A 450-nucleotide genomic window follows, 5' to 3' on the forward strand; every position below is an offset into this window, starting at 1 on the left:
GGAAATACCCAACGTGCCTTATCACCGCTTTGCGGAACTGCTCGGCTTGACGGGCCTATACGTCGACGATGCCGAGCAGTTGTCCGATGCGTGGGAAACCGCGCTGGCCGCGAAGCGCCCCGTCGTGCTGGAAGTGAAGTCGGACCCGGAAGTGCCGCCTTTGCCGCCTCATGTGACGATCGCGCAGGCGCGCGCGTTTGCACGGACGTTGATGGAGGGCGATCCGAAAGAAGGCAGCGTGATCGCGAACACCGCGCGTCAGGTGCTGGGCTCGGTCATTCCGGGCGCGAAGGACTAGCGGGCGAACGTGCGTGATGCGCTTACATGCGAAGAACGCCGCCTGACGTCCATGTAAAGGTCACAGTGTGATGTAAATCGTACGCGCAACGCCGGCTCGGGTTTGCGGGCATGTTTTTGCATACATGATGTGGCGTTTGTGGCGGCTTCCCG

General features: G+C 61.8%; 1 pseudogene. It reads left to right on the forward strand.

Going from position 1 to position 450, the window contains the following annotated elements:
* Positions 1-298: pseudogene (locus AB4Y42_RS44240) on the forward strand (thiamine pyrophosphate-requiring protein); the annotation flags it as partial.
* Positions 299-450 lie beyond the last annotated feature (152 nt).

Origin of the sequence: Paraburkholderia sp. EG286B, assembly GCF_040965655.1 — a bacterium.
Taxonomy (GTDB): Bacteria; Pseudomonadota; Gammaproteobacteria; order Burkholderiales; family Burkholderiaceae; genus Paraburkholderia.